This is a genomic window from Acinetobacter sp. 5862 (genome assembly GCF_024494585.1).
Taxonomy (GTDB): Bacteria; Pseudomonadota; Gammaproteobacteria; order Pseudomonadales; family Moraxellaceae; genus Acinetobacter.
In genome coordinates this window covers 1-24,053 of the sequence record NZ_JANHGP010000024.1, presented here as the reverse complement: position 1 = coordinate 24,053, position 24,053 = coordinate 1, and the positions used below count along the sequence as shown (strand labels likewise).

22 protein-coding genes and 2 tRNA genes are annotated in these 24,053 nt (G+C 38.3%); 16 read left to right on the top strand and 8 right to left on the bottom strand.

Features of this window, described 5'->3' with window-relative positions; all coding sequences use genetic code 11:
* Positions 1-30: 30 nt before the first annotated feature.
* Together clpP and tig are read right to left on the bottom strand one after the other, a co-directional pair.
* Positions 31-636 (bottom strand): ATP-dependent Clp endopeptidase proteolytic subunit ClpP, encoded by a 606-nt coding sequence (gene clpP / locus NO346_RS04555; RefSeq protein WP_256414411.1) that lies wholly within the window; start codon positions 634-636, stop codon positions 31-33.
* Positions 637-832: 196 nt separating this feature from the next.
* Positions 833-2,164: a trigger factor gene (tig, locus tag NO346_RS04550; RefSeq protein ID WP_256414409.1), complete on the bottom strand. Its 1,332-nt coding sequence runs from the start codon at positions 2,162-2,164 to the stop codon at positions 833-835.
* A 462-nt stretch (positions 2,165-2,626) separates the two neighbouring features.
* Here tig and NO346_RS04545 point away from each other — a divergent pair, with 462 nt between their 5' ends.
* From NO346_RS04545 to NO346_RS04485, 13 genes are all read left to right on the top strand, one after another.
* A complete protein-coding gene (locus NO346_RS04545; RefSeq protein WP_256414408.1) occupies positions 2,627-5,026 on the top strand; it encodes a catecholate siderophore receptor Fiu in 2,400 nt (799 codons plus the stop codon).
* Positions 5,027-5,123: 97 nt separating this feature from the next.
* The gene (locus NO346_RS04540) at positions 5,124-5,807 is read left to right on the top strand and encodes a Fe2+-dependent dioxygenase (RefSeq protein WP_005156185.1); all 684 of its coding nucleotides are present in this window, start codon (positions 5,124-5,126) and stop codon (positions 5,805-5,807) included.
* Positions 5,807-6,910, top strand: coding sequence for an alpha-hydroxy acid oxidase (locus tag NO346_RS04535; protein ID WP_256414407.1), 1,104 nt, complete (start codon positions 5,807-5,809; stop codon positions 6,908-6,910). The genes NO346_RS04540 and NO346_RS04535 overlap by 1 nt, the downstream gene beginning before the upstream one ends.
* Before the next feature lie 399 nt (positions 6,911-7,309).
* The gene (gene leuA / locus NO346_RS04530) at positions 7,310-9,007 is read left to right on the top strand and encodes a 2-isopropylmalate synthase (RefSeq protein ID WP_256414406.1); all 1,698 of its coding nucleotides are present in this window, start codon (positions 7,310-7,312) and stop codon (positions 9,005-9,007) included.
* Between the two features lie 103 nt (positions 9,008-9,110).
* Complete coding sequence (locus NO346_RS04525; RefSeq protein WP_256414405.1) at positions 9,111-10,271, top strand: homoserine O-acetyltransferase; 1,161 nt, start codon at positions 9,111-9,113, stop codon at positions 10,269-10,271.
* The gene (gene metW / locus NO346_RS04520; RefSeq protein WP_004909236.1) at positions 10,271-10,864 is read left to right on the top strand and encodes a methionine biosynthesis protein MetW; all 594 of its coding nucleotides are present in this window, start codon (positions 10,271-10,273) and stop codon (positions 10,862-10,864) included. The genes NO346_RS04525 and metW overlap by 1 nt, the downstream gene beginning before the upstream one ends.
* Complete coding sequence (locus tag NO346_RS04515) at positions 10,861-11,448, top strand: tetratricopeptide repeat protein (RefSeq protein ID WP_004951899.1); 588 nt, start codon at positions 10,861-10,863, stop codon at positions 11,446-11,448. The genes metW and NO346_RS04515 overlap by 4 nt, the downstream gene beginning before the upstream one ends.
* A 75-nt stretch (positions 11,449-11,523) precedes the next feature.
* The gene (locus tag NO346_RS04510; RefSeq protein ID WP_039908540.1) at positions 11,524-12,228 is read left to right on the top strand and encodes an endonuclease/exonuclease/phosphatase family protein; all 705 of its coding nucleotides are present in this window, start codon (positions 11,524-11,526) and stop codon (positions 12,226-12,228) included.
* Between the two features lie 88 nt (positions 12,229-12,316).
* A complete protein-coding gene (gene rdgB, locus NO346_RS04505; RefSeq protein ID WP_256414404.1) occupies positions 12,317-12,940 on the top strand; it encodes an RdgB/HAM1 family non-canonical purine NTP pyrophosphatase in 624 nt (207 codons plus the stop codon).
* Positions 12,941-13,178: 238 nt separating this feature from the next.
* Positions 13,179-13,394 carry a twin-arginine translocase TatA/TatE family subunit gene (gene tatA / locus NO346_RS04500; RefSeq protein WP_087536479.1) on the top strand — a complete coding sequence of 72 codons (216 nt, stop codon included), beginning with the start codon at positions 13,179-13,181 and terminating at the stop codon, positions 13,392-13,394.
* A 12-nt stretch (positions 13,395-13,406) separates the two neighbouring features.
* Positions 13,407-13,847, top strand: coding sequence for a Sec-independent protein translocase protein TatB (gene tatB, locus NO346_RS04495; protein ID WP_151974927.1), 441 nt, complete (start codon positions 13,407-13,409; stop codon positions 13,845-13,847).
* Entirely contained in the window at positions 13,844-14,608 is a 765-nt protein-coding gene (gene tatC, locus NO346_RS04490; RefSeq protein WP_256414403.1) for a twin-arginine translocase subunit TatC, read from the top strand. The genes tatB and tatC overlap by 4 nt, the downstream gene beginning before the upstream one ends.
* Positions 14,609-14,790: 182 nt before the next feature.
* Complete coding sequence (locus tag NO346_RS04485) at positions 14,791-16,779, top strand: PhoX family phosphatase (protein ID WP_256414402.1); 1,989 nt, start codon at positions 14,791-14,793, stop codon at positions 16,777-16,779.
* Positions 16,780-16,819: 40 nt separating this feature from the next.
* Here the strand turns inward: NO346_RS04485 and NO346_RS04480 are convergent, their stop codons facing one another.
* Positions 16,820-17,602: an NRDE family protein gene (locus tag NO346_RS04480; RefSeq protein ID WP_087547725.1), complete on the bottom strand. Its 783-nt coding sequence runs from the start codon at positions 17,600-17,602 to the stop codon at positions 16,820-16,822.
* A gap of 121 nt (positions 17,603-17,723) precedes the next feature.
* Here NO346_RS04480 and lgt point away from each other — a divergent pair, with 121 nt between their 5' ends.
* Positions 17,724-18,536 (top strand): prolipoprotein diacylglyceryl transferase, encoded by an 813-nt coding sequence (gene lgt, locus NO346_RS04475; protein ID WP_256414401.1) that lies wholly within the window; start codon positions 17,724-17,726, stop codon positions 18,534-18,536.
* 32 nt (positions 18,537-18,568) lie between these two features.
* Here the strand turns inward: lgt and wrbA are convergent, their stop codons facing one another.
* On the bottom strand, positions 18,569-19,168 hold the full coding sequence (gene wrbA, locus NO346_RS04470; RefSeq protein WP_256414424.1) for an NAD(P)H:quinone oxidoreductase: 600 nt from the start codon (positions 19,166-19,168) through the stop codon (positions 18,569-18,571).
* 112 nt (positions 19,169-19,280) lie between these two features.
* Between wrbA and NO346_RS04465 the strand changes: the two genes are divergently transcribed.
* Positions 19,281-20,531, top strand: a complete 1,251-nt coding sequence (locus tag NO346_RS04465) for a YihY family inner membrane protein (RefSeq protein ID WP_087547726.1) — start codon at positions 19,281-19,283, stop codon at positions 20,529-20,531.
* Positions 20,532-20,623: 92 nt separating this feature from the next.
* On the opposite strand, the gene NO346_RS04460 is transcribed toward NO346_RS04465, so the two are convergent.
* On the bottom strand, positions 20,624-21,265 hold the full coding sequence (locus NO346_RS04460) for a fumarylacetoacetate hydrolase family protein (RefSeq protein WP_256414400.1): 642 nt from the start codon (positions 21,263-21,265) through the stop codon (positions 20,624-20,626).
* Positions 21,266-21,298: 33 nt separating this feature from the next.
* Entirely contained in the window at positions 21,299-21,796 is a 498-nt protein-coding gene (locus tag NO346_RS04455) for a YcxB family protein (protein ID WP_005156231.1), read from the bottom strand.
* Positions 21,797-22,156: 360 nt separating this feature from the next.
* On the opposite strand from NO346_RS04455, the gene NO346_RS04450 reads away from it, so the two are divergent.
* Positions 22,157-23,455 (top strand): hypothetical protein, encoded by a 1,299-nt coding sequence (locus NO346_RS04450; protein WP_087547772.1) that lies wholly within the window; start codon positions 22,157-22,159, stop codon positions 23,453-23,455.
* A 59-nt stretch (positions 23,456-23,514) separates the two neighbouring features.
* On the opposite strand, the gene NO346_RS04445 is transcribed toward NO346_RS04450, so the two are convergent.
* Positions 23,515-23,591, bottom strand: a tRNA-Arg gene (locus tag NO346_RS04445).
* A gap of 262 nt (positions 23,592-23,853) precedes the next feature.
* Positions 23,854-23,930, bottom strand: a tRNA-Arg gene (locus NO346_RS04440).
* Between the last annotated feature and the right edge of the window lie 123 nt (positions 23,931-24,053).

Below are 24,053 nucleotides of genomic sequence, written 5' to 3'. Positions count from 1 at the left end.
AACTTAAATCTTAAACCTAGTTTTTAAAAATCAAGGGCGCTTGCTTAGCACCTGATCAACCAAACCATATTCTTTTGCCGCCTGTGCGGTCATAAAGTTGTCACGGTCGGTGTCACGCGCAACTGTTTCGTAGTTCTGGCCACTATGCTCAGCCATCAAGCGGTTTAAACGTTCCTTGATAAAGAGAATCTCACGCGCATGAATTTCAATGTCAGAAGCCTGACCACGGAAACCACCCAACGGCTGGTGAATCATGACACGGGCATTCTCAAGACAATAACGCTTGCCTTTGGCACCCGCATTCAACAGGAATGCACCCATTGACGCTGCCTGTCCCATACAGTAAGTCACTACATCTGGCTTGATGAACTGCATGGTGTCATAAATCGCCATACCCGCAGTTACGGAACCGCCTGGTGAGTTAATATAAAGATGAATATCTTTCTCTGGATTCTCAGCTTCTAGAAACAACATCTGCGCCACGATTAAGTTCGCCATGTTGTCTTCAACTTCACCTGTTAAAAAAATCACACGCTCACGTAACAAACGTGAAAAAATATCAAATGAACGCTCACCACGTGATGACTGCTCAACGACTACAGGAACTAAAGCATTTTCAATTGTTGGAACATACATATGTTTATTTATTCCTAAATTATTGTGACTCGATCATGCCAACAATATGAGGGATAATCGCTGAAATTGCAAAAGGTTCAACCCTAAATATTCGACTATTTAGACTAAAAGCTGGCAATTTTTCGATAAATTAACACTTTCATAACACGGATAAAAAAAGGCGCATTAAGCGCCTTTCTTCTGAACTTTTAAAAGATTAGCCACGACGAGCTTGTTGTTCTTTTAATAAGTCTTCGTAACTTACTGGAACATCATTTACTTTAGCAGCAGCTAAAATGTGATCAACAACTTGGTCTTCTAACACAACTGCTTCGATTTGAGCACGTTGCTGTTTGTCATTTTTGAAATATTCAACCACTTCTGTTGGATCTTCATAAGAAGAAGCCATGTCATCGATGTAAGCTTCAACACGTGCTTGATCAACTTCAAGTTTAGCATCAGCTAATACTTTGCTAACCAATACACCAAGCTTCACTGATTTTTCAGCTTGTTCTTTGAACAACTCATCTGGAAGCATGCTGCTATCAAATGCACCTGCACCTTGAGCACCAAACTGTTGCGTGAACTGTTGAATCATTTGTTGACGTTGACGGTCAATTTCTTGAGCAACCATAGAAGCTGGAACTTCAATTTCGTTTGCAGCGACAAGTGCATCAAATGTAGCTTGTTTAACTTGGTTACGAAGACCATTGCGAACTTCACGTTCCATATTTTTACGAACGTCAGCTTTTAACTTATCTACGCCTTCTTCTTCAGTTAAACCAAAGATTTTTAAGAATTCAGCATCAATCTCTGGAAGTTTTTGTTTTTCAACAAGCTTCACAGTGATTTTGAATTGAGCTGCTTTACCCGCTAAGTTTTCAGCTTGGTAATCTTCAGGGAAAGTAACATCAATCACTTTCTCTTCGCCTTTCTTCATTCCGATGATGCCATCTTCAAAACCAGGAATCATACGACCAGAACCAAGAACAAGTTTAAAGTCTTCAGCAGCACCACCTTCAAACTTCTCGCCATCAACTGTACCTTCAAAATCAAAAGTCACTTGCATGTCTTTTTTCGCCATGCCTTTAGTTTCAGTCCAAGAAGCACGTTGTTTTTGCAAGTTTTCAATCATTACATCAACATCAGCATCGTTGATTTCTGATGATTTACGTTCAACTTCTAAGTCAGCAAAAGCTTTCACTTCTACTTCTGGATAAACTTCTACAGTCGCTTCAAAAACTAAAGCATCATCTTTGTTTTCAACTTTTTCAATATTCGGCATGCCGACCGCATTGATTTTTTCTTGTTGAATTGCTTCGAATACTGTGTCACGAATAATGTCATTCACAACTTCTTGATAAATGCTCGCACCATATTCACGGCGAACAACATTTAAAGGCACTTTACCTGGACGGAAGCCGTTGATCTTCACAGTTTTGGCAGTGCGTTTTAAGCGAGCTTCAAATTGCTCGTTAACACGGCTCGTCGGTACAGAAACATTTAAACGACGGGCAACGCCCGAAACCGCTTCAGTCGTTACTTGCATGGCTTCCTCGATATATAGTTAGTAGTAACATTTTTAAAAGTGCCACATTATATGACAACTTTCTAGATATACAAAATCAGATGATCAAAATTCCCTATTTTTCCTAATTTGCCAGAAAAACAATATTTAAATTCTCAACCTAAAAAATCAAACTAACAATTTTAAAATAATCATTTAAGTATAAAAAACATAGCATTAAACAAATCAATCGTTAATACTGATTCTCATTATCAAAAACAAGCATAATATCAATTATAAAATTAAATTATAAATATCATAAGCTTAAGCCTATACAATTCATTATATAGCCAAAATCACAATTGATAATAATAATAATTATCATTAGACTTCTCACAAAATGTTACATAGCTTAACAATCTACTCACTTTTACTACATTTTTGTGGAAGTTTAAAAAGATCAAAAGCTCTGTCATTCATCTGTTTAATTTCGGGGGTTCTCTCATGGCAAAAATCAAAAGCCGTAAACATATTGCTACAACACCGTTAGTTGCACTTGCAGCAAGTCTACCTTTAGTCAGTCATGCGGCAACTAAAGAAGAAAAAGTGACTCAACTTCCAACCATTGAAGTGACAGCGCAAGAGATCTATAAAGCCAATACCGTTAGTTCCCCAAAATACACACAACCTTTAGTAGACACACCTCAAACGATTCAAGTAATTAAAAAAGAAATTTTACAAGAGCAAGGGGCTGCTTCTTTAGTGGAGGCTTTGCGAAATACTCCTGGGATTACCCTACAAATGGGTGAAAATGGAAATACCAGTGCAGGCGACACTTTCCAAATGCGTGGTTTTTCGACTCAAACTTCGACTTATGTAGATGGAATTCGTGATCTTGGTGCTGTAAGTCGTGATGTATTTAACTTAGAGCAAATTGAAGTTGTCAAAGGTCCTTCAGGTGCTGAAGCTGGTCGTGGCTCTGCTTCTGGTTATATCAATTTAGTCACTAAACTACCTAAAACTGAAAATAGCCGTGAAGTCTCTGCACGTTATAACACAGCAGAAAATGCGCGTTTAACGGCTGATATTAATCAGGCAATTAGCGAAAGTACCGCAATCCGTTTAAACGTAATGGGGCAAGATGGTGGTGTCGAAGGTCGAGATGTTATAGAAAATAACGGTTGGGCAATTGCGCCATCAATTGCATTCGGATTAGACAGCGATACTCGTCTGTATTTGTATTCTCAACATATTCGTCAGAATAATATTCCTGATGGTGGTATTCCAACTGTAGGTATGAAAGGCTTTTATGGATATACCTCTAGCTACGCAAACGATAAAAATCTTGCGTTAAGAGATCAAATCCGTGAGGCTATTAATAACTCTGCTGATATGCAAAAAGTGAATAAAGCTTTACAAAATGCGCCTGAAGTTGATCGTAGTAACTTTTATGGAAGCGTAAATGACTATGAAGATATTAGCTCGGATATGATTTCGGCTAAAATCGAAAGTGATTTTAGTGAAAATATCAAATTTACCAATATCTCTAGATTAGGTAAAACCAGCATGAAAAGAGCATTAACTGGAATTAATGCAATTAATGCTCCATCAGCTACAGTTACCGTTAATCCAGATAATAGCTATAGTTACAAATTTAACTATGGGTCATTTGACCCTAATAATAGAGATACATGGGCAATTTCTCGTTCCCATCAAGGCGTAGATCAAGAAAATAAAATCCTTGCGAATACATCAAATTTGAATATTAATTTTAAAACTGGTGCTGTTGAACATGATTTAGTTGCTGGCTTAGAATTTTTGCAGGAACAACAAATCTCTCGTACTTTATCTACCCAAAAACCAGGAACAAAAGCTCCTACAACGCCTGCTGCGAATCTCTATAATCCTAACCATGATGATGTAATGCCTGAATTGGTTTATACAGGTGCATATAGTGATGGTGAAACCAAAACAGCCGCAGCCTATTTATTTGATACGGTAAAACTATTAGATAATCGTTTACAGTTTAATGGTGGCGTACGCCTTGATTACTATCATACCGATTATGAGGCTTTGGCTGTTGCAACGAATGCAACCACCCTTGCGATTACTAAAACTCCCACTCATCTTAAAGCACACGATACTTTGGTGAGCTGGAAATTAGGTAGTTTATTCAAACCAACCAAAAATAGCAGCCTTTATGTGTCTTACGCTAAATCATTGACTCCGCCAGGAAGTGCAAACTTTAGCTTATCGGACACAGGAGCTAATAGTTCAGCAGCTAAACCACAAAAAACTAATCACTATGAAGTGGGCGGAAAATGGGATGTATTAAAGAATAAATTAGCATTAACTAGTGCGATTTATCATACTGAGAATGAAAACCAGTTTACCCAAGATCCAATTACGAAAGAGTCTATGCAAAAAGGAAAAACACGTGTTCAAGGCGTAGAACTTGGAGTTGTTGGTCAAATTACAGATGCTTGGAATATTTCTGCGGGCGTTGCTCATATGAAAACTAAGCAAAAAAATCAACAAAGTTTCAATACTACGACAGGTGAAAAAACTGTCACTGATTCGGTACGTTGGTCTCCAGATTGGACTGCTTCATTATGGGCAACCTATGATATTGCAGGTTTTAAGTTAGGCCTAGGCGCACGTTATGTTGATGAACAAAAACGTGTGATCACAGATAGTACAGCGCCAGCAAATATGCCTAAAGTTCCATCTTATGTTGTCTTTGATGCAATGGCGGGGTATAGCTTGAACAAGAATGCTTCTGTGAATCTAAATGTCTATAACTTAGCTGATAAAGACTACATTAGTGCTTTAAATAATGGCGGTAGTCGTTTCGTACTTGGTCAGCCACGTTCTGCTGCATTAACCTTTAACTACAAATTCTAAGTCATTTTATTTAATTCATCATGATTGAATAAATGAACACAGCCTGTCAAAAAAGCTATAATTTTTGACAGGTTGTATTTTTTGGAAGATTCAAAATATGATGTTGCATATCCCCCAAGTACTCAATAAGCATCAAGTTGCTGAGCTACGCGAACAAATACAACAACAATCAGTTTGGATTGACGGTACACATAGTGCAGGTCCACAAGCACAAAAAATTAAAAATAATTTACAAGTCGATATACAGAGTAATGTATATGAATCTGTTAGCCATTCTGTTTTGAATGCATTACAACAAAATCTGCTTTTGCGTTCAGCTGCCCTCCCTAAACATACGTTATTGCCAATGTTCAACTGCTATCAAAATCAAGGCAATTATGGCAACCATGTTGATAATTCGATTCAATATTCTGCAAAAACAGGGCAAATGATTCGTACTGATGTGTCTATTACCGTCTTTTTATCTGAACCTGATGAATATGAAGGTGGGGAACTGATTATCGAAGATACTTATGGCAGCCATGAAGTCAAACTCGATGCAGGAGATGCAATTGTTTACCCAGCAACAAGTTTGCATCGTGTTGAACCTGTGACACAAGGACGTAGAATCGCAGCATTCACATGGATTCAAAGCATGGTTAAAGATGACTGGCAGCGAACGATGCTATTCAATTTAGACATGACTATTATCAAACTCAGACAACAATTGGGCGATACAGAAGAAGTTGTTAGTTTAACCAGCCATTATCATAACTTATTAAGACAATGGGGGGATTTATAATGCATGACCAGATCCCTACACCCGCTTTGAATACTATTCCTTCGTATATTCAAACCATTCACGACTATCAACAACAAGCTCAGCGACATGTTTCTGAAGATGTTTGGGGATACTTAAATGGTGGAGCGATGCATGAAATTAGCGTGCAAAATAATTGCCAACAATTTCAAAATATTCAATTGATTCCTAGACATCTAAACGACTTAACACAAGGTAATACTCGTTTTCATTTATTTGGGATGGAATATCCGCATCCTATTTTTCTTGCACCGATTGGCCACCAAGCACTTTTTCATCCTCAAGCAGAAGCTGCATCTGCTCTCGCAGCTGAACTTATGCAAAGTAACTTGGTATTAAGTACATTCACAAATACACATATGGCACAGTTGAAACTAGAAAACCCGTATAAATGGTTTCAATTGTATTGGCAGGGATGCAGAGAAAAATCATTAACCTTGATCAAACAAGCTGAACAATCAGGTTATCGTGCAATTGTGATTACGGTCGATGCTCCCCATGTGGGTATCCGAGATCGGGAACGTAAGTTATTCTTTCAGTTACCAGAAGAAATGCAACATCCACACACCCCTACCCATTTAAGTTTTCCTGATGTATCGCCATCCGAAAGCCAACTATTTCAAGGCTTAATGCAAATTGCACCTAAGTGGGCGGATATTGCTTGGGTGATTGCAAATACACATTTACCTGTAATCTTAAAAGGAATATTACATCCTGCCGATGCTCAGAAAGCCCTCGATCATGGTGTGTCTGGGATTATTGTTTCTAATCATGGTGGGCGCATTGTAGATACGACTATTCCACCCTTAATTGCATTACAAAAAATTCGCGCAATTGTTCCTCCTGATTACCCTGTATTATTAGATGGTGGAATTCGACGTGGTACAGATGTCTTTAAAGCAATTGCATTAGGTGCAAACGCCGTATTGATTGGACGTCCTTATATTTATGGTTTAGCAACAGCAGGCTCTTTAGGTGTTGCTCATGTCATCCGCATGTTAAAGGAAGAATTTGAAATTACGATGGCACTCATGGGAACCGCTACCATAAAGGACATTAATCAAGACTATATTTATCAGCCTTAAGCATATTAATGGGAAATATTTTCTTTAAAATTTATTTTTATGCAAAAAATAGGAAAATATTTCCCATCCATTCGAATTAAAATAAATTATAGACCACTGCAGTCGCTTGTATTTTCACCTAGACTGATTCAAATTAGGTGATTAAGATAACTGCAAAACCCAATACTTTTGCTTTGAACGGTAGATGATGAAAACGAGTGATGATTTTAGCCATCCGTCTGATACAAAACTACTCACTGCTCTCCTGATGCTGCGCCTCGCGCGCGTATAAATTTTTACCTAGATTTTAGGTACTCAATACATATTCTCTTTAAATTGATTCTTATAGACACCATATATATTCGTAGCACGTTGCATTTATTTTGAAGCAGCAACCATGCTACAACAAGGAGTTATCTCATGATGTTGGCTGACCCAAGCAAAAAATACCGCCGTATGTATCAACGAGTGGATTTACCAGATCGTCAATGGCCAAATAACGAAATTAACCAAGCACCGATTTGGATGAGCACAGATCTTCGTGATGGTAACCAAGCGATTTTTGAACCAATGAACATGGAGCAAAAATTAAAAATGTTCCACATGTTGGTTAAAATCGGCTTCAAGCATATTGAAATTGGTTTCCCTTCAGCATCTCAAATTGACTTTGACTTTACTCGCAAGTTAATTGAAGAAGATTTGATTCCAGAAGATGTGTATATCGAAGTTTTGGTTCAAGCTCGAGATCATTTAATTGCGCGTACCTTTGAGTCTTTGGTTGGTGCAAAACGTGCGATTGTGCATATCTATAATTCAAACTCACCAACATTCCGTCAAAAAGTGTTGAATGTAGATGCAAACGGCGCAAAGCAACTTGCCATTAATGCAGCAAATAAAGTCAAAGAATACGCAGCGCAATATCCTGCAACAGACTGGATTTTCCAGTACAGCCCAGAGTGTTTTTCTGCAACAGAATTAGAAGTTGCCAAAGATGTCTGCGATGCGGTCACGGAAATTTGGGAAGCGTCTCCAACCAATAAAGTGATCTTAAACTTGCCTGCAACGGTTGAAGTTTCAACACCCAATGTCTATGCCGATCAAATCGAATGGATGCACCGTAACTTGGCGCGTCGTGATGGCGTGATTATCTCAGTTCACTGTCACAATGACCGTGGTTGTGGTATCGCTGCTTCTGAATTGGCGATCATGGCGGGTGCTGATCGTGTTGAAGGTTGCGTGTTTGGTAATGGTGAACGTACAGGTAACGTCGATGTTGCTGCGATTGCCTTGAACATGTATACCCAAGGTGTTGCACCAAACTTAGACTTCTCTAATATCAATGAAATCATTGCAACTGTTGAAGAATGTACAGGTTTACCTGTGCACCCACGTCATCCATATGCAGGTGATTTAGTCTTTACCGCATTCTCTGGTTCACACCAAGATGCGATTAAAAAAGGCTTCGAATTCCAGAAAAACGAAGAGATCTGGGATATGCCGTACTTACCAATCGACCCTAAAGATTTAGGTCGTGATTATGATGCGGTGATTCGTGTCAACAGCCAATCTGGTAAAGGTGGTATTGCATACTTATTAGAATCGAACTACAACGTTGCTTTACCACGCCGAGTACAAATCGAGTTCAGCCAAATCGTACAGCAACATACTGATGAAAACGGTACAGAAATCAGTGCACATGAAATCTGGACCTTATTCCAAAATACCTATGTTGATGTGAAAAATAGCCATTACCAAACCAAACATTATCAGTTGTCCGATATCAATGGCACACAAATCATTGAATTAGATATTGAAATTGACGGTGAAGTACAACGTTTACGCGGTGAAGGTAACGGTCCAATTTCGGCGATGCTCGATGCGTTACAATTGCCAATTGATGTTGTAAATTATGAAGAACGTAGTATCAGTTCTGGTGCAAATGCTAAAGCACTTGCCTTGATTGAACTTCAAGTCAAAGGCACAGGTAAAAATGCTTTTGGTGCAGGGATTCATGACAACATTGTCACCTCATCGATTGAAGCGATTATTGCATGTACCAATCGTTTAATTGAACAAGGCGTACTTACAACTGAGCAAGTTGCTGCTGCGGCAGTTTAAGCAAAGCTGAGTTGTAATATCAGAAAAAATGACTTTTGAAAGGATACCTGAATTGGTATCCTTTTATTATTGATCAAAGATTTATACAAGGCGAATCATTCCAGTGTCTTTTCCATCGGATTCAGTGGGTTTAGTCACACCACAAAAATTTCAATTTGAGCAACCATTAGAGCTTGAATGTGGGCGTATCCTGCCACGTTTTGATTTGATGGTTGAAACCTATGGAACACTTAATGCAGATAAATCCAATGCAATCTTAATTTGCCATGCATTATCTGGGCATCATCATGCTGCGGGTTATCATCATGCAGATGATAAAAAAGCAGGTTGGTGGGATAGCTGTATTGGTCCCGGCAAAGCGATTGATACCAATCATTTTTTTATTGTTTCTTTAAATAATATTGGTGGTTGTAATGGTTCAACAGGTCCAACATCGCCAAACCCTGAAAATGAAAATCGTCCTTATGGTCCAGATTTTCCATTAGTCACTGTTCGTGACTGGGTGAAGACCCAAGCCATGTTGTCTGATCGCCTCGGAATTGATGTTTGGTTTGCCGTGATTGGTGGTTCTTTAGGTGGCATGCAAGCACTACAATGGTCATTGGATTATCCTGACCGCTTACAAAAGTGTGCAATTATTGCCAGTGCACCTAAACTTTCTGCACAAAATATTGCCTTTAACGAAGTTGCTCGCCAATCGATTCTCTCTGATCCAGATTTCCATCATGGGCGTTATTTGGAACATGATAGCTATCCAAAACGTGGCTTAATTTTAGCGCGTATGGTTGGCCATATTACCTATCTCTCCGAAGAGGCGATGAAACAGAAATTTGGTCGTGATCTCAAATCAGGCAAATTTATGTACGGCTTTGATGTCGAATTCCAAGTTGAAAGTTATTTACGTTATCAAGGTGAACAATTTAGTCGCAATTTTGATGCAAATACTTACTTGATTATGACCAAGGCCTTGGATTATTTTGATCCATCTCGTGAGTATGAACATTCATTGACTAAAGCAATGAGCAAGCCTAAATGCAAATTTTTGGTGATTTCATTTACTACAGATTGGCGTTTTAGCCCGAGTCGCTCACAAGAATTGGTTGATGCTTTGATTGATAATCATAAACCTGTCAGCTATTTAGATATCGATGCTGAACAAGGGCATGACTCGTTCTTATTCCCAATCCCGCTTTATGTCAAAACACTTCGAGCATTTTTAGGTGGAGAACAACAGTTGCAATCGACACCGCAGGAGCTTCACTAATGCGTATAGATCAACGACTCGCCGAAAAATGGATTAGCCCTAATTCTAGCGTACTAGACTTGGGTTGTGGTGATGGCGAACTGTTGGCTCATATGAGCAAACAGCACAATATTCGTGCTTATGGCTTAGAAATTGATCAAGAAAAGATTGCAATTGCCATCAGTCGAGGGTTAAATATTATCCAACAGGATTTAAACTTGGGTTTAAGCCGTTTTGCCGACCAGTCGTTTGACTCTGTGGTTATGGCACAAGCTTTGCAAGCTGTAGATGCGCCCGATGTATTACTTCGTGATATGGTGCGTGTCGGAAAACAGGCAATTATTACTTTTCCAAACTTTGCGTATTGGAAGACTCGTTCTTTTCTTGCTTTGAAAGGAAAAATGCCTGTTTCTGAAGCTTTACCCTATATGTGGTATAACACCCCAAATATTCATTTATGTACTTTCCGTGATTTCGAAGCCTTATGTGCAGAAAACGGAATTAAAATTATTAATCGACTTGCCGTTAATGGTGACCAACAAGGTAGTGTGCTGAGTAAGCATATGCCGAACCTATTTGGTGAAGTCGCAATTTATCGAGTGAGCGCTCTATGAAAAAGACATTAATCAGCACGTTTTTATTTGGCATAGTCAGCTTTCAAGCGCATGCAGACTATGTTGCTCAACCACAGTCAGTAGCAACACAAGCAGCTAGATACTCTGTGATGAGTATTGGTGAGTTACAAAGCGCTGCAAAAGCTGGTCAAGCTGGTGCGCAGTTTTATCTAGCTACTCGCTATCAATATGGTAAAGATGTCGCTAAAGACGAGAAACAAGCTTTTGCATTGTTTAAGGCTGCTGCCGATCAAGGTATCTCTGCGGCTCAACTGAATGTTGGTCGTATGTATGCAGATGGCATTGGCACAAAGAAAGATGAAGTATTGGCTCGCAAATATTTCGAAAAAGCGGCAAGTAACGGCGACAATCGTGCAAGCTTCAATCTTGCCATGATGGAAGAGCAAAAGAAAAACTACGTAGGTGCGTATCAGTGGTATGAGCTTTCAACACGTGATGGCATGCTCGATACTAAAGTGATTAGTCTTTCTGAAGGTAAGAAAACAGCTTTGGCTGCAAACTTAACTCAAGAGCAAATCCGTACCGCACGAGACCGTGCTGATAAATGGATTCAAGCGCAGTAAACTAGTTTAGATCACCTGATTTATTTAAAAAAACCGACTGTTGAGAGTCGGTTTTTTATTAATAAAGGAATAAAATTGAAAATTTTAACTTGGAACTGTAATGGTGCTTTCAGAAAGAAAATTGAATTATTAAAAGAGATTGATGCAGACATATACATAATTCAAGAATGTGAAAGTGAAGAAAAGTCTCAAGGAACTTATGATAGTTGGCTACCTAATCGAATATGGAAAGGCCATAATAAAAACAAAGGATTAGGAGTTTTTGCTAAAGAGCAATTTAAATTAGAACAGTTATATTGGGAAGATTCAAACCTAGAACTATTCTTACCACTTAAAATCAATGATGACTTTCAATTGTTAGCTGTTTGGACAAAATATGCTAACTCTCCAACATTCCAATACATCGGACAACTATGGAAATATTTACAATTACATAATACAGCTATTGCAACAAAAGCAACTATTATTTGTGGAGATTTAAATAGCAACGCTCAATGGGATGTATGGGATCGTTGGTGGAATCACAGTGATGTGGTCAATCAGCTAAAAACAATGAATATCCATAGTCTTTACCATGAACTAACAAATGAAGAACAAGGCAAGGAAAAGAATTCAACTTTTTTTATGAATCGAAACCAAGAAAAAAATTATCATATCGATTATTTATTTAGTCATACTAGTTTATTCTCTGGAAGAAACTCACATTTTAAAATTTTTGATAAAGATGAATGGCTTCAATATAGTGACCACTTACCAATATTATTCGATCTTAATACTTGAACTAATTTATCTTATTTAAACAATTTTCTATTCTATCTTAAAATAACATATTAAAATCCCACTCAATCTGAGCTGATCTAAAATATATATGTCTACTCCATTATGGCTTAATCAAGGCAGCCTTGTGCTTGCAAGCAATAACAAAGGTAAAATTGCTGAATTTGATCATCTATTTCAACAACTCAATCTACCCGTCGAAATCATTCCTCAAGGCAAACTCAATATCGAAGATGCGATTGAAGATGGTTTAAGCTTTGTTGAAAATGCAATTATTAAAGCTCGCCATGCATCTAAACTTTCAGGCAAACCTGCTATTGCAGATGACTCGGGTTTATGTGTGCCAGTCTTAGATGGTGCACCAGGCATCTACTCTGCACGCTATGCAGGTGAACATGGTAATGACGCAGCTAATAACCAAAAATTATTGGCTGATCTCGCACCTTTCCGTAAAGACGGCGAAGTGATTGAGGGCATGTTTGTTTGCGTATTAGCACTGGTCACACATGCCGAAGATCCATTGCCACAAATCTTTCAAGGCATTTGGAAAGGTGAAATCCTAGAAGCAGCGCGCGGTGAGAATGGGTTTGGCTATGATCCATTGTTCTGGCTACCAGAACTCAATCTTTCAAGTGCTGAACTTAGCAAAGCTGACAAAAATAAAATCAGTCATCGTGGTCAAGCAATGCAGCTGTTTAAAGCAAGTTTGATTTAAAGATCATTTGCCCTAGCTAAAACCTAGGGCAAATTATTTAAATCTAGATTGAATAAAAATACTGAATAATGAGTAAAAACTCACTTCAACGAAACATTGATTACAAACCAAAAAGTAAAAAATTATCTACCAACATACTTAATCTCTTAATGTTTTGTCGCAAAATTGCAATATAAGTGTCACATCTTTGTCATGCCAAACTGTTCAGATATAACCAAAGTTATATAGGAATAGAATTATGGCTGGTTTATCAATTTGGCACGTCGTTATTTTTGCAATTGTGGTGATTTTACTATTCGGTACATCAAAGCTTAAAAATTTAGGCAAAGATGTTGGTGGTGCTGTTAAAGATTTCAAAAAGTCTATTAAAGAAGATGAAGTTACTGCGCCACTCAATGAGCCTCGTACCATTGATGCTCAAGTTAAAAATGCTGAAAGCTCAGTAAAAAGCTAAGCGAGCGGAATTATGCTGAACTTGGGAATGACTGAGATTTTTTGCTTTGCAGTTATTGCATTGCTGGTGCTCGGTCCTGAAAAGCTCCCTGAAGCTGCGCGTTTTGTGGCGAAGTGGTATGGAAAAATCAAGAAGTTTATCAACAACGTTCAGAATGAGATTGATCGTGAGCTAAAACTTTCTGAGTTCCGCGAAGAAATGCAAAAAGAAATTGAAAAGATTACTGAGCTTGAACGTCGGCTACAAAAACAATTAGATGAATTAAAAACTCAAAATCATGAGGTAGAGACTGCGCCATCAGTAACTAAACCTCAAAATTCGATTCGCTATGTGCCATATCACTCAAGTTCTATTATTCCTTTTTGTGTTCAATACCAAAAATCATCTGTGATTGGTATGGAAGCATACCCATCGTTGAATCAGTTTGATAACGAATTAAAGATTGCCGTATGAGCCAATTACCATCAACTTCAGTCAGTGCTGAAAGCCTTGAACAAATGCCTGTGATGCAACATTTGATTGTGTTGCGCCAATACCTGTTTAAGATCGTTGGCGTGACGATTTTTCTATTTTTCTGTTTATTGCCCTTTAGAAACCAGACCTATCAATGGCTGTCTGAACCGCTAAGGCAGCAATTGCCAGCCACTTCAAGCATGATCGCCACAGATGTCACGGCGACATTTATGGCACCGTTTAAACTCAATTTATTCGTTGCATTTATGCTGGCAATGCCCTATATCATTTATCAAATTTGGTCATTTATAAAACCTGCGCTATATGAAAAAGAACAACATTTAGCGATTCCTTTGCTATTTGGCAGCATTCTTTTATTCTACTTAGGTGTCGCATTCGCCTATTTCATTACCCTACCTGCTATTTTGCATTTCTTTATTAGTGTGTCTCCTGAAACTGTTGCACCTATGACAGATATTAATAGTTATCTGAGCTTCTGCTTAAAACTATTCTTGGTTTTTGGTTTTACCTTTGAAATTCCAATTATTACTCTAGTGCTGATTTTGATTGGTGTCGTGAGTACACAAAGCCTCATTGAAAAACGCCGTTTTATTGTTGTTGGATGCTTTTTCGTGGCGATGTTTGTTACCCCACCTGATGCTTTATCCATGATTATGCTGGCTGTTCCGATGTGGATGCTCTTTGAAATCGGTTTACTTTTTGGAAAAATATTAGAAAAGCGTAAAGCAGTTTCAGAATAATAATATCTCTGTTGAATCCCTGAATAATCTCAGGGATTTTTTTATTTTAAAATTATATTTTTCATAGATTTATAAAAATTAAATTGTCTTCAAACTGCCTTAAAAGTGTCAAAAAAATGTCATCTATCAAGCATAAAATCAATCTAGATTTATTTACCATTTATTAAAGATATGGATTTATTATGACAACCAATACAAATCAGCCAAGTCGTCGTGATATTTTAAAGTGGTTCGCGGGTGTTCCGTTTTTACCACTCGGGGCAATGGGCACAGCAGCAGCTTTAGCAGGTTGCAATGATAATAACGATACTACCGTTACCCCAACCGTACCTGCTGCAAAATTTAAAAATGCAAAATTTACACCTATGGCGGCACCTTCAACTGTACCAGAGATGGCTACAACTTCAGTTAAATCTGCTTTGACGATTACGTGGGATGACAATACAACCACCGAGTACAAACTGGGTTATCAGGAGTTTTTCCGTACAGGTGCGGAAGTTGATAACATTGATGGTGGAAAAATCATTGCAGGTAGTTATTATGATATTAATAATCAACCGATTAAAGATACTTCTGTAATCGGTCAAGAACGCCAGTTTTTCTCTGACTCTCCTGATGGTTCATCTTTAATCCACATCAATGGCGCTTCTGTATCTGGTGTGGCTAACCCTGTATTCCACGTTGTTCAATTTGAATACACGACTAAAAATCTGGCAAATCAAAGTATGTACGGCAAGTTGCCATCACCAATTGCGGTGCTTACGCTGGATCAGGATCAAAAGACGGGTCATCTGGCATTGAAGAAATACCACAATGTCGATATGTCTAAAGTTCATGGTCTATGGATCACCTGTGGTGCTAGCCTTTCTCCGTGGAATACTCACCTTTCCAGTGAAGAATATGAGCCTGATGCATTTGACCAAATCGGTTCAGATCTGGCAATGCTCAAAGCATATAGTAAAAATCTATATGGCAATGAAAATACTGCAAATGCCTATAACTATGGTCATTTGCCAGAAATTATTCTTGATGGTAAAGGTCGTGCTAAGGCAGTTAAACACTACTGCTTAGGTCGTATTTCACATGAACTGATTCAAGTCATGCCAGATAACCGCACTGTAATCATGGGTGACGATTACACTAACGGTGGTTTCTTCATGTTTATTGCAGACAAAGAAAAAGACTTATCTGCTGGAACATTATATGTTGCGAAATACACATCAGAATTGAATGAGACCTCTACCGCCGCAATCAAATGGATCAAGTTAGGTCATACTGATAGTAAGACCATCGAAGACCTCGTGAATGTTCGAGGAATCAAATCTGAAAACATTATGGAAAGCTTGAAAACAGCACCAGCTGATTTAACAGGTTATACCAAGATTGTGTTAGATGGAAAATCGCTGTGGGTTAAACTGAAAGAAGCCAACAATGGCTTTAGCAAAGCTGAGATTGAGCTTGCTGCTGCATTCCTAGAAACACATCGATATGCTGCCCTAAAAGGCGGTAGTATGGCTTTCACAAAAATGGAAGGTACTACCGTAAATATTAAAGATAAAGTTGCTTACTCTGCACTTGCCAATATTCAAGAATCAATGATTGGTGGAAATGCAGCTTGGGTTGAATCACATAATGTTAAGTTTAAGAGCACGCTAAAAGCAGGTGGTATCCTTGGACATGACCTCAAAGGTAGCCAAGTTGATCATCTTAACAATGTGATCAATAGTGAATGGACACCTTACCAAAGCCATATGGTTCTTATGGGTAAAGATATTACTGTGGATAGCTTAGGTAACACGGCAGATCCAAATAATATTGCAAGCCCAGACAATTTAAAATTCTCTGAAACTTTACGCACATTATTCATTGGTGAAGACAGTGGTAACCATACCAATAACTTCCTATGGGCATATAATGTTGATACTAAGTCTTTAGATCGTATCCTCTCTACTCCAGCAGGTGCTGAATCAACAGGCTTACATGCGGTGGATTCGGTCAACGGCTGGACTTATATCATGAGCAATTTCCAGCATCCAGGCGACAGCTCAAAGATTCCAGCAGATGTAAAAACAGCAGTGCTAAAAAACTATAGCAATGGCTTTAGCGCATGCGTGGGCTATATCACGGCGGATGTTTTGCCATCGGTTGAAAAGACAACCTCTGCTAAATAAATTTGGTTGATAAAAAATACCGACAGCCTTGTCGGTATTTTTATTTCCATAGATCTGCTTTCATTTCGATAATACGCCCCTGCTGCTCACCTTGCTGTGTTTTCTCTAGCCAATGCCATTGTTTTGAATCAAGCCTTAAGAAGTTTGAACAGCGTGTGCCATAAATTGGGCTTTGGATAAAAGTCGAGGACAGCAACGCTTCCATCTCCACACTAATCCCTGTATCAGGTAACAAATCTGGAATAATTTTTCGTTCATCTTCCAAAATATCCCAGACTGAATATTGCAAATCAGATTCTGTAATCGTTGATTGTTGCAACATTGGTAAAAATTCTTGCGTATAGCGTTTACGTAAATGTTTGGTTTTCTCCCAATCTTCTGACATTAAACCGTTGGAAACAACATAAACACCATTCGCTAAGACTTGTGGTGCTTCCCCCCGATTACTCATATAAACCGCTTGCTCTCGATCACCGATAAACAAATTAAAACCAGCGTAGTCCTGTTGTTGCTGTTCTAATTGTTGTGCAAAACGAAAGGGGGCTAAATCACTTTCTAAAAAAGACTGGATTAAATGTCCACGTGAAGTTGAATATTGGTTCTTATCTCGTCCATTGCGAAAATTAGTCACGATTGCCCAACGCCCAGACTCAGTGACCCCCATCCATGCCCCACCTGACTGTAAATCTTGCCCAGCAATTATCGAACTGTGATCCCATCGATGTAAAACAGTACTTGGTCGATGATAAAATTCATCACGATTTGAAATTAAACACAAGGGCATATCATCAAGAACATACCATGCAAAAGCGACAATACACATTGATCCTGTTTTCACTCATTTAGCGTCTGTTGACTTTCACATTGAATGTACAACATTTTTCACATCATTCCGCTACAATCTGCTCAAAACTTAATTTCAAATTCTAAATTGAGGAACAGCAATGCTGACCTATCCAAATATTGATCCAGTGGCACTGAGTTTAGGGCCAGTCAAGGTACACTGGTACGGATTGATGTATCTCTTGGCATTTTTATGCGCTTGGGGCTTAGCCTCTTATCGTGCTAAACAACGTGATGGTTGGACTGCCGATATGGTCTCCGATCTGGTGTTTTATGGCGCTCTAAGCGTCGTACTTGGTGGTCGTATTGGCTATGTCTTGTTTTATGAGTTTGGCAAATTCTTAGAAAACCCGCTTTGGTTATTCCAAGTCTGGACAGGTGGAATGAGCTTTCACGGCGGTTTCTTGGGTGTCATGATCGCCATGCTATTCTGGTGTAAGAAATATCAGAAAACATGGTTTCAAACCTTGGACTTTATTGCACCCTGTGTACCGACAGGTTTGATGTTTGGTCGTATCGGTAATTTTATTGGTGGTGAATTGTATGGTCGTCAAGTTCAAGACCTTAGCTATCCATTTGGTATGATTTTTCCAACTGATCCTTTAGGTTTAGTTCGCCATCCGTCGCAAATTTATCAAGCGCTCTGTGAAGGTCTGATTCTATTTATCATACTTTGGTGGTTTAGTGCTAAACCACGTCCCCGTATGGCGGTTTCAGCATTATTCCTAATGGGCTACGGAGTTGCACGTTTCTTTATGGAGTTCTTCCGTCAGCCCGATGCAGATCAAGGTTTTATTCTATTCGGTTGGATGACCAAAGGTCAGATTCTCACTGTACCAATGTTACTGATTGGACTGTGGATGATGTGGTATGCCTATCAGAAAAAAATCTACGATTGGCAAATTAAAAAATAAAATAATGGGAGCAGATGCTCCCATTTTTAGATCTAAACTTTTCCTAACAACGCTTTTACGACATCACCTAAACGTTTACCTTGCGCTTCGCATAATACTTTTTCATCTGCACTCAAACTTTGATCATGACGAGGGCCACTGACATGACTTGCCCCATAAGGTGTACCGCCTGTTTTTGTATTGGATAATGCAGGGATTGAGTTGGGTAAGCCCAGTATCACCATGCCATGATGAAATAATGGCGGCAACATGCTAAGCAAAGTACTTTCCTGCCCACCATGCATCGAGCCAGAGGAAGTAAAAACACATGCTGGTTTATTATGCAAAGCGCCATTCAACCATAAACTCGTGGTTTGATCCCAAAAGTATTTCATCTCGCTCGCCATATTACCAAAGCGAGTAGGTGAACCAAGTGCCAAACCTGAGCAATACGTCAAATCATCTAAAGTACAATAAACATCCCCCTCTGCAGGAATGCTCGGTTCTGCTTGGGTAACAACAGTTGCGAGATTAGGAACGGTTCGAATACGAGCTGTGATACCAGAAGACTCAATTCCATCGGCAATTAGATGGGCCATTTCTCGAGTTGAACCATATTTACTGTAATAAAGAACAAGAACGTAAGGTTGCATCACTTTAATAAATTTTGTTAAAAAGAACACTATACGACATTTTTCCTCTTTTTAGCTGTAGTCAATGCTGTGCTAACACAGGATTTTATTAAAAATAACTAGGATAGAACCCATGATCTTAAATCGTTATCTAAAAAATCTGCCTTTTTTAGAAAAAACATGGTTTCAATTTATTGTATTTGTGTTACGGCGTTTCGAAGCTGATCGCTGTAGAGAACAAGCTGGAGGGCTCACCTACACTACTTTGTTTGCAGTTGTTCCGATGCTGACCGTTTTCTTAGTCATTATCTCCTCAATTAAAGCTTTAGAGCCTGCTCGACAACAACTACAGCAATTGATTTACAGTAATTTTTTACCAAAAAGTACCATTGCCTTTGACAAAGCATTGAACGCATTTACAGATAAATCCAGTAATCTCACAATTATTGGGGTGCTATTTCTGTTTGTGACCACCGTACTTATGCTCACCTCAATCGAAAATGTCTTTAATCGTATTTGGCGTGTCAAAGAAACTCGAACAGGTCTTGTTGGTTTTATGCGTTATTGGACAATAATCTCTTTAGGTCCAATCATTCTAGGCAGTGCTTTTGTACTTTCATCTACTGTCGCCTCAATGAATATTCTGAGCAATAATTTTGCGGGCTATCAATTAGATGGCTCCTTCCTTTTATGGCTTATTTCATTCCTACTTACAATTGTTGGCTTTTTCATTCTTTACTGGACCATTCCTAATCGTAGCGTCCCTATTCTTTCCGCTGTTATTGCTGCATGTTTTAGCGCAACAGTATTTGAAATTTTAAAAAATTTCTTTGGCTGGATTATGAGTAATTTCACCAGTTATGAAATTGTGTATGGTGCTTTTGCTGCTGTTCCAATCTTCCTTCTGTGGATTTATTTGTCTTGGAACATTATCTTATTAGGCGTAGAAATCAGTTATGCACTGACTGCTTTTCATTCAGATAAAGAACAAAAGCGTCATCCTATCTTAATGTTATTAGACATATTGGAGTTATTTTATAAAAAGCAACAAATTGGAGAAAGTGTCAGTGAACAAGAACTTCTCGGGATTATTGGACGTGGTGAATTAGGACGTTTACCTGCATATATCTTACAGTTAGAAAAACAGAATTTAGTCAAACGTACAGACAACGATGAGTATGTATTGGCTAGAAATCTTGCGCAAGTCGATTTCTGGAGCTTTTTTACAGCACTCCCTTATCCCCTGCCATTACGTCATGATGTCGCCAATATCCATCAAGATGATGAATGGATGGAACGACTTGGCCCAGCCCTCATCGAGAGTAATGATTATTTAGCTGCAAAACTTTCGATTCCTCTTTCGACGATCTTTGAACAGAAGTAAAAGAAAAGACCTCAACTGAGGTCTTTCTTTTACTATCTCGCTTATACGAAATTAGGTAGACGCTATTTATTAACAGCACGTGTTTTTAATCATTATGCTTGAACAAATGTATCCCAATCATATTCTCCTGATTGGGTTATTAGTTTCATGGTTAATTGATCATTTGGGTGTAATGCCCCGACGCCAGCAGGCGTACCCGTCATAATGACATCACCCGCTTCCAAACTAAATGACTGATTAATTTCAACCAATAATGCACCAATATCAAAAATCATGTCTTGGCTAAAACCATGTTGGCGTTCAACGCCATTAATCATTAAAACAAGCTCTAACTCTTGTAAATCGCCAATTTCATCCGCTTCAACCCAGTCTGCCAAGATACATGCACCGTCAAAAGCTTTTGCTCGCTCCCAAGGCTGCCCTTTCGCTTTTAAGTCATTCTGCAAATCACGTAAAGTTAAATCCAATCCTAATGTCACAGCACCAATCGCTTCTAAAGCTTTGCTTGGATTGGTTTCCTGCGACAATGGGTGTGCGATCTGCAAACAAATTTCACATTCAAAATGACATTCACCCAAAGCCTGATTCCAACGGGCACCTTGGGCTAAGCTACTCAAACTACTTGGTGGTTTGATAAATAAAATTGGGCGATCAGGAATTGCATTACCTAGTTCTTTCGCATGTTCAGCATAATTCCTGCCTACACAAACAATTTTTGACGGACGTGTGCTCATAAAAGCTCCTTGTTCCTTAAATCGCGAATGAAGTTATTTTTTAAAACTATTTTCAAATTTGGTTTGATCTGCTGGATCATTGAATGAACGCTTTGGAACAATAATGACGGTATGATTCTTCAGCTCTAACATATACGTGAGCTTTCCAACTGCAAAAGATTGCACCTCAGCATACTGCGCTATTTGCTTTTTACCTGTTGAATAAAGTTCAAAATGATCTTGATAGAGGTCAATTCCCTGCTCACTTTTTCCAAATTGGTAGCGAACAAATTGACGTTTAAACAACATCGGTAACAACCAATAGCGCATCAATCCTTGCATAATCAGAAAAAAAGCACCTAATGCAACGTAATAACGACCAACGTCTGAGAAACCTAAATAGATTCCCCAACCAATAATTGCAATACTAATAACAGGTGTTAGAAAACGACTAAAGGTCTTTTTACCAAAAGTGACAAGAGCAAAACCATCTTGTGATTCTTCTAAATTAAGATAATAGCGCACAGATACAGTTGGACGTTGTTCAGACATTTTTGATTTCTAAGATTTGAAAAAACTCATCTATTAGAACATAAATGACTTGAGCGTAAATCAGATTTATAGCGATTTTATACAAAATTCAAATACGGCGTAGCACTACTCTAAGTTGCTTTTTAACAAAGAGATGGAATTTCTAATTCAGTAATAATCAAATTACACTTAACTGATCAACATTAACCGCTATAAGTATTTACTTGCATAGATAACGCTTTGTCTAAGGTTTCGATGCTCAAGAAAGTTTTACACAATACGACTGTTTTTTAAACAAAAAAACTTTTATTAATAGCAAGGCTCTATGATTTACTGATGAATGCCACTGACTATATCACTAAGAAAAATCAAAGGAATGTGATGTTTTATTTGAATGGATTTATATTAACGACTCTTGTTTTTAGCATAACGCAAACTTGCTTTGCACAAATGCTGACTTGGAATGACAATATCCCAAGCGCTTTACAACCTTTTCAAAATAACCCCCAGCTTTTGGCAAGCTACACGCAAAATAATATTTTCATTTATGCGCATCCAACAACTAAAACTAACCTCCCCACTCTCAAATCCAATTCACAACAAAACGCCAGTTTTACATCCGCAGCACTTATTGTTCCTACCAATGTACAACAGGTTAGTAAGACCCTGACTGACTTTAATCACTATGTCGGTCTATTTCCAACACTTAAATCGGCCAAAATACTAGAACAATCTGGCAATACTGTAAAAATGAAATATCGTGTCTCCATTCCAACGCCTATTCCAGTGCTCAATTTTAATGAAGACGTTACCTTACAGCATCAGATTAAATCGAACAGTATTTCCAGTTTAGTGATTGATTCTCCTATTCCATACGGTTTAGGAAAGTTTGAATGGTTTGCCTTAGATGATCATCGAACTTTAATTACGCTCACCCAGTGGGGAGATTTAAATCAACCTAAAGGTTTTATTTTTAAAAAAATTCTGAATGCGATTCCAGAGGTCAAATTAGGGATTCCGAGCTCAACCAATGCTTTTATCCTAGAATCACTTCGAACACGCTTTATTAAACAGAATATCGTTGCCTTAAATTCAGGACAAATAGCAAGCCCTCAATTAAATGAAGCTCAATTGGCTAAGATTGCACAACTGAGTCAAAATGCACAGCAACCCATTAGCTTTCTGCATGCTCCAACCAGCATCATGTACACCCATGGACGTGAAGCCATGCGCTTCACCACCACCTATCAATTTTATCAACAGCCAACACAGCAATTAAATAAATGGTTAAACCCTTTAGCCTATCAAGAATTATTTCCAAGACAAATCAAGAAAATCATCACCTCTCCAATCCAAAATCAGGGTCAAGATGCGGATATTCAAGTGAATGTGGGTTTAGGTGTGATTAATATTCCTTTTGCATTTAAGCTGCATTTCAACTATCCAAATACTGTTGAAAATAACTTTTATGCCAATGGTGGTGATTTACGATTGATTAAAGGAAAAATGGTTGCTACAGAATTGAATCACGGAAGTTTATTTAAAATAACCAGTTCAATGAAAATTGATGAAAAAGCACCCTTTTTATTAAGGGCTATGCGAAGTTTACCCTATCATGATGTACTCCCCGCAGTTGGTGGTAATACTGTGTTTGTTCAGAAAATTAAAGCAAAAATGTAAGGCACAAAAAAACCGCATTTAAGCGGTTTTTTTCACTTTATCTTTCGATAAATTCAAATTGGTGCGCTCAGAGAGATTCGAACTCCCGACCCCTTAGTTCGTAGCCAAGTGCTCTATCCAGCTGAGCTATGAGCGCATATTTGATGGAGCGCATTATACGCATTTTTCCCCTATTGATAAGTGTTTTTTAATAAAATAGAAATCAAATGGTGATAGATTGATCGTTACAAGTTTACAACGCAAGAGTTATTATATTTAAAAACAACATAAACAACTGATTTTATTGTTAATAAAAAATGAAGAGCCTTAATTTGAACATCAAATAGATATTTTATAGTTTAACTACTCCAACTTACAGGCACAAAAAAACCGCAATTAAGCGGTTTTTTCTATTAAGTTGGTGCGCTCAGAGAGATTCGAACTCCCGACCCCTTAGTTCGTAGCCAAGTGCTCTATCCAGCTGAGCTATGAGCGCATTACTTATATCGCCAATTTAGGCATGTGTTACTTTAAATCTTTACTTGGTGCGCTCAGAGAGATTCGAACTCCCGACCCCTTAGTTCGTAGCCAAGTGCTCTATCCAGCTGAGCTATGAGCG